Raw genomic sequence first — 6,157 nt, 5'->3', positions numbered from 1 at the left:
CCCATTCAGATATCCTTCTACAATATTTAATTTTTCTTCTGATGTATATTTCCGATACATAAAATACCCCCAAGTAGATTTTGGTTATTTACCTTGTCTACTTAAGGGGTATCATATCAATGTTCATCGGCTCTTTTTTTATCATGGTGAATATCAACTGGCAGCTGGCCATTATCGCCTATATTTTTGTCCCGATTATGGTATTTTTTGCTATGCGAGTGCGGCTCAAGATGCGCCAGACACAGCGGGAAGTGCGCAAGAGGGTGGCCAATATCAATTCACAGCTCGAGAACAGCCTGTCCGGCGTGCGGGTGGCGAAGGCCTTTGCCAATGAAGAGTACGAGAAGGGCCGTTTCCAGGAGGGCAACCGTGAATTCCGAGTCGCCAAGAAGGCAAGCTATAAGTACATGGCAATTTTCCAGACAGGGTTGGATAGCCTGGGCAATGTGCTGAACGTTACGGTGCTCATCGTCGGAGGCATCTTTTTTGTCCAGGGCCGCATGGATGCGCCGGATATCCTGGCGTTTATGTTGTATATCTCGTCTTTCATGCAGCCCGTGCGCCGGCTGTCCAATTTTGCGCAGCAATTTGAGACGGGGATGACGGGATTTGAGCGGTTTACTGAGATTTTGGATACGGATCCCGATATTCAAGATAGACCTGGGGCCCTTGAGATGAAAAAGGTTAAGGGCGACATCGCCTTTGAAAATGTGACGTTTTCGTACAATGAGGGAGAGGCAAAGATTTTAAATCATATCAATCTGGCCATCCCTAAGGGAAAGACCATGGCGCTGGTGGGGCCCTCCGGCGGCGGCAAAACGACATTGTGCCATCTGATTCCCAGGTTCTATGAGATCGACGGAGGCAGTATCACCATCGATGGACATGATATCCGAGATGTGACCATGCGCTCCCTGAGGAGGAACATTGGCCTCGTCCAGCAGGATGTGTTCCTATTTGCAGGGACGGTGCGAGAAAATATTATGTATGGACGGCTGGAGGCGTCGGAGGAGGAGATGGTTCAGGCGGCCAAGGCGGCCGATATCCATGAATTCATTATGACGCTGCCGGATGGATATGATACGGATATTGGACAGCGAGGGGTGCGGCTGTCGGGAGGCCAGAAACAGCGAATCTCTATCGCCCGAGTCTTTCTGAAAAATCCGCGGATTTTAATACTGGACGAAGCCACTTCAGCCTTAGACAACGAAACAGAGGTTAAAATCCAGAAAGCTCTTGACCGGCTATCGGAGGGCCGAACTTGTCTCGTCATCGCGCACCGACTGTCTACAATTAAAAACGCCGACTCCATCGTCGTCATGACGGCCAATGGGATTGAGGAGACGGGAAGCCACGAGGAGCTGTTGGCGAAGGGCGGCGTCTACGCCAGGCTGTATCGCGCCCAGTTTAAAGAGATATCATGAAATACAAAGGTGCTGTCGCAAAGCAAGTGCGACAGCACCTTTGGGGTTGGATCAGGATCCAGGCGGTCTGTCCTCCATAATCCTATGACAATACCGTATCGGCATCCAGAATGGTTTCATCCAAGTATCGGGTAATTGTTTTTCTCGCATTTCGAAAATATGCTACATTCAAATGATAATAGATTTCCGGCCCAGACTTGCGAGCCTTTATTATGACCAATTCGTCCAAAAGATCTTGAATGTATCGGGAAATCGAGGTGCGGGCAAGCTGTAAGTGGCGGGCAAGCTGTGATATCGTTAAGTCATTCTTGCGGAGTTCATTTATGATTTCAATTTTTACTGGATGCCCTATGGTCTTTGTAATGGAGTACATGGTAACATGGCGATAATCGATTAGGTGGGCAAGGTAGGCATGGCAATTGCAACCGAGAATGAAAATGTACTTTCTATTCTGCGAGGAAGTCTTTGTGATATGTTGATTCAGGTAGCACACGGAGTATGTTTGATTTTTAAGGGGGATCGAATCCCCCTCGTCGGATTTCATGAGGCACTTTCTGACCAGGCGCTCGTTGTCCCCTGAGATAAATTTTTGGAGGATATCACGGGTTTGATTTTTTTGTTTGTCGTGATAGCTTTCGATTAAGGGAATAATGTGTTTAAAGAAATCGACAACAACGCTCACAAGCTCTCGAAAATGGAAAAACATATATGTATAGCGGGTAATATCAACCGTTTTACTCAAAATCCCCACAGCCCGTACGACGGTTTCGCCCTCCGATAAGCAGAGCTTCTGTAGCTCCTTTTCATTAAAATAGCTGCCAAAATAATACTCCATCACAAACTTTTTAAACTGTGAGATATTCAGGAGGATGGAATAAAAGTCATCGATTGTATTATAAAACAGATCAATATATTGATCAAAGTAAGCGGTGATTACGCTGCTCCTCTTGCCATCATAGTAAAATAAAGGATACAGAATTTCTGGAGGATCCAGGGCATTTTTCGACGTTTTCAGATTGTCATAATTGGTAAAATAGATCTGTTCAGGTATACCATTATCTGAAGGATATTCAACCACAGTCTTTCGATTAAAATACGCAACGCAGTAAAAAAAGGCGTCATGGATCACGCCAAGGGACTCATTTATCTTCATCCGCTACCACTCCAATCCACATATGTATATCCAGGTTACCACATAATGGTGAATAATTCAATTATAATTTCCGATATCATGGCAATTGTTAACACTCAGATTTGGCCCAGGGAAATCAAAAATCGAGTGGAGCAAAACGAAGTTCGCTCCACTCGATTGTGTGGTCTCATTGCAATAATGTCCCTTTAGCAGCGGAATGCTAGAAACCGATCCGCACCACAGCGCCGGAATCAGCGTATGCCCCTGCGGGGACGGAAAACTGTGCGGTGTGAGTCGCATCCTCATAGTGACAGGACACGGGCTCGCCGTCAAGCAGCACCCATTTTGGTGGCGTCTTGGTGTGCACGGCGATACGGAAGGAAAAGGCCTCTGGCATACCGGGCCAGCTGCCCGCCCGCTTTCCGATGGAGAAGAGAAGTTCATTTTCTTCGGCCATCCATGACTGGCGCAGGGACGTGATCGCGTATTCTCCCTGTTGATATCCGTAGGTTTCGCCGTCATCTTCGTAGAGCGGGAATTCCCCATCTCCTGGGTACAGATGAAGGGTAAGCTGTTTCGGCCGGTACCCCGTTAGGCAGGGAGCCCAATCCTGTAAGGGGAGGATGGCGCCAGCTTTTACAAAGAGAGCGCCGCCTCTGTTTTCAGGAGGCGTGTAGGAAAAGGAGGTATTTCCATCGCATTCCTCGCCCGTCCAAAAATCAGTCCAGGTGCCATCCGGCAATGTGATTGTGGAGTCAAAGGCTCCGACGAGGAGACTTCTGCCCAACATATATTCCGTCATAATAGAATCATACGCAGGGCGATCCGGGTAGGCAAGGCTCAGCGCACGGGCCATGGGCATACCGGTAAAGGCCGCCTCATACGCGGCAGAATAGAGATACCAAAAGAGTGAAGAGCGCAGGCGTGTATAATAGCGGAACGCCTCTTCCAGCCCGTCCCCTAGAAACCAGGGATGAAGCCAATTGCGCCAGCCCAATAACTGGGTCCACGGCAGGAGAGAGCCGTAGTGGATACCCTCCACCGTATTTGCTTCCATATCGCAGGTGGCGTTGCTGTGTCCGCTCAGGCCAAGATTTAAAATGGAGACCAGTGTTTCATAGCCGCCGCCGGTATCGCCGGCCCAGGTGGCGCAATACCGCTGCGTCCCTGCATACATGCAGGCGCTGTATATGAGCGCGCGTTTACCTGTGTAAGCGGCATAGCCCTCTTTCATCTGCTTGCCGTACAAAACGGGATAGACGTTGTGGACTTCATCATCAAAATACTTGCCAGCCCAAAGGCGGTCCGGGTGCTCCAAAGTCTGATTGGCACCGTCGAGTTTAAAAGCGCTGGCTCCGTTATCCACAAATTTTTTGAGGTGTTCAAACCAAGGCTCGCCGGGTTTCGTGATCGTATCCATATAGATAGCCTGGGATAGATGCGCATCGTTGATGGCGGCGCCGCTGAAATCGCGAGTGCTGCGCGTCTGCTCTTCTTTTTCCTCTTCCCACAGTAGATCATAGTCATTGCACAGCCACAGGCTGAGCTGAAAACCCATGCGGCGAAGGGAAGCGAAGAATGTCCAGGGGCCACTCTGATTATCGGGATTCCAATGGGGGATATAGAACCGAGTGGGATCCCATTTTTTGTTGACGGAGAAATCATAGTGGGTCTCCATCCAGCCCGGTTCTAGCCCCATGATATCGCAGGGAATACCCTCACGCCGAAAATCGCGGCAGTTTTCCAGCAGTTCTCGGGCGCCTTCCTCCTCATTGCAAACAAAAGTCAAGCCATAGGCGGCTTTAGGCAAAAGCAATGGTTTTCCGGCAATGTCCGTATAGAGATTCAGGGTGGAGGATAGCGTCCCGCCTAGAAATACGTAGAAATCCAGAAGTCCCTTCGGGGAGTCGACCAGCAGCCTGGACGGATCCTCCGCTCCCAGATCGTAGGTGTGGCGATATGTACAATTGACGAGCAGGCCCCAGCCGCGGGAACTCATCACATAGGGGATCGGCCCGTAACAGCTGACATTTGCCTGCCAGAGGTCAGCCTTATGTCCGCGCTTCATCACCATCGTCCGTGTTTCATCCCCAAGGCCGAAGAGGCGTTCGGTTTCATCCAAGTCCAGGGTAATGGCAAATCCCTGGTCTAGGCCATTTTTTGCCAGTCGCTGCGTGAACTGAAGACAGATCTTGACTTTCTCATTTGCAACAGTCAGCCGGCATTCCGAAGGATCTAATTCCACAGTGGCTCCGCAATAGGAGAGGGTGGGGCGGGAATCCGATTCCTGCCAGACCGCGTCGGGATGGTCCCCGGTTTTTAAAATCCCATATCGGGTGAGCATGGATTCCCGGTCGCTTTCAGCATCTGAAAAACGGACGCGGAAAACATCGGGCAAAACCGCCTGAACAGTAAGTGAGCGGCCGTTGGATAGACGAATATCTGCCATTGTCGTTGATCTCCTTTTTATGGATTGATTAGCTCCTATCATAGCATAGAAGTCTAGGAGCGTCAACGAGAATGATTACAGAAAACAGGAGCCGTTTCATAAAAAGAGCTGCCGCAAAACAAGAATTTTGCGGCAGCCTCTCTTGCAGGACAAGCAAGGATCGTTACAGCAGTTCTTTTCGCAGGGCTTCCCCTGATTTTGGACTCAGCAGTGCGGGAGGAATGTCCAGTACAGACTTGGCGCCAAAGTCACCATTGTCTGAGAGTCTGACGGCAGCCCGAGCGTAGGCCACCAGAACGTTCGCTGTAAACTCGGGGTTGGAATCCAGCTTTAAGGAAAACTCTATGACGTGATTATGCTGCTGTTCCAGGCCAGTTTTTCCCGTGCGAATCACAAAGCCGCCGTGGGCCATGGCGCTGTGATTGGTTTTCAGTTCCTCTTCGCTGATGAAGTGGACAGTCGTATCGTAATCAGAGAAATAATTTGGCATCGATACGATGGCGGATTCAATGGCGGCCAGGTCTGCACCGTCCTCCGCTACGACAAAGCATTCCCGTAAATGCTTCTGACGTGTGGTCAGGTCGGGCTGTATTCCGCTGCGGACTTCTTCCACCGCTTCCGCAACGGGAATCGTGTACTGAATTGCATTTTTAACCCCTGGGACACGGCGGATGGCGTCAGAGTGGCCTTGGCTTACGCCTTTTCCCCAGAAAGTGTAGACTTTCCCCTCCGGCAGGATGGCGTCGGCATATGCGCGGGTTAGAGAGAAAAGGCCCGGGTCCCAGCCAACGGAAATGATGGACACATGCTCTGCATCCAGGGCCGCCTCATGCATCGCGGCGTAATACTCCGGAATCCGCGCATGAGTGTCAAAGCTGTCGATCGTATTGAACATTTTGGCAAAGTAGGGACCTTGCTCCGGCAGATCCGTAGCGGACCCTCCACACAAAATCATGACGTCGATCGCCCCTTGAAATTGCTCCGCGTCCGCAATGGAGTACACCTTGACGCCCGGAGTCAAGGGAGTGATGGTGGCAGGGTCGCGGCGGGTGAAGATACCGGCCAGCTCCATGTCGCCATTTTGCAGCAGGGCGAGTTCGACTCCCCGCCCGATGTTGCCATATCCAATGATGCCAACTTGAATTTTCATAA

At 50.4% G+C, this 6,157-nt stretch carries 4 protein-coding genes; 1 reads left to right on the top strand and 3 read right to left on the bottom strand.

Annotation, left to right across the window (positions count from 1 at the left end; all coding sequences use genetic code 11):
- Positions 1-119: 119 nt before the first annotated feature.
- Positions 120-1,424 carry an ABC transporter ATP-binding protein gene (locus H8730_RS13315; protein WP_249289931.1) on the top strand — a complete coding sequence of 435 codons (1,305 nt, stop codon included), beginning with the start codon at positions 120-122 and terminating at the stop codon, positions 1,422-1,424.
- A gap of 82 nt (positions 1,425-1,506) precedes the next feature.
- Here the strand turns inward: H8730_RS13315 and H8730_RS13310 are convergent, their stop codons facing one another.
- The 3 genes from H8730_RS13310 to H8730_RS13300 all read right to left on the bottom strand — a co-directional run bounded on the left by H8730_RS13310 (position 1,507) and on the right by H8730_RS13300 (position 6,155).
- Entirely contained in the window at positions 1,507-2,577 is a 1,071-nt protein-coding gene (locus H8730_RS13310; protein WP_177715517.1) for a winged helix-turn-helix domain-containing protein, read from the bottom strand.
- Positions 2,578-2,776: 199 nt separating this feature from the next.
- Positions 2,777-5,005 carry a glycoside hydrolase family 31 protein gene (locus H8730_RS13305; protein ID WP_177715515.1) on the bottom strand — a complete coding sequence of 743 codons (2,229 nt, stop codon included), beginning with the start codon at positions 5,003-5,005 and terminating at the stop codon, positions 2,777-2,779.
- A gap of 163 nt (positions 5,006-5,168) precedes the next feature.
- Positions 5,169-6,155, bottom strand: coding sequence for a diaminopimelate dehydrogenase (locus H8730_RS13300; protein WP_177719639.1), 987 nt, complete (start codon positions 6,153-6,155; stop codon positions 5,169-5,171).
- Between the last annotated feature and the right edge of the window lie 2 nt (positions 6,156-6,157).

The sequence above is a fragment of the Bianquea renquensis genome (genome assembly GCF_014384895.1).
Classification (GTDB): domain Bacteria; phylum Bacillota; class Clostridia; order Lachnospirales; family Bianqueaceae; genus Bianquea; species Bianquea renquensis.
The sequence above is the reverse complement of the archived record's forward strand: the minus strand, read 5'-3'. Positions and strand labels throughout refer to the sequence as shown.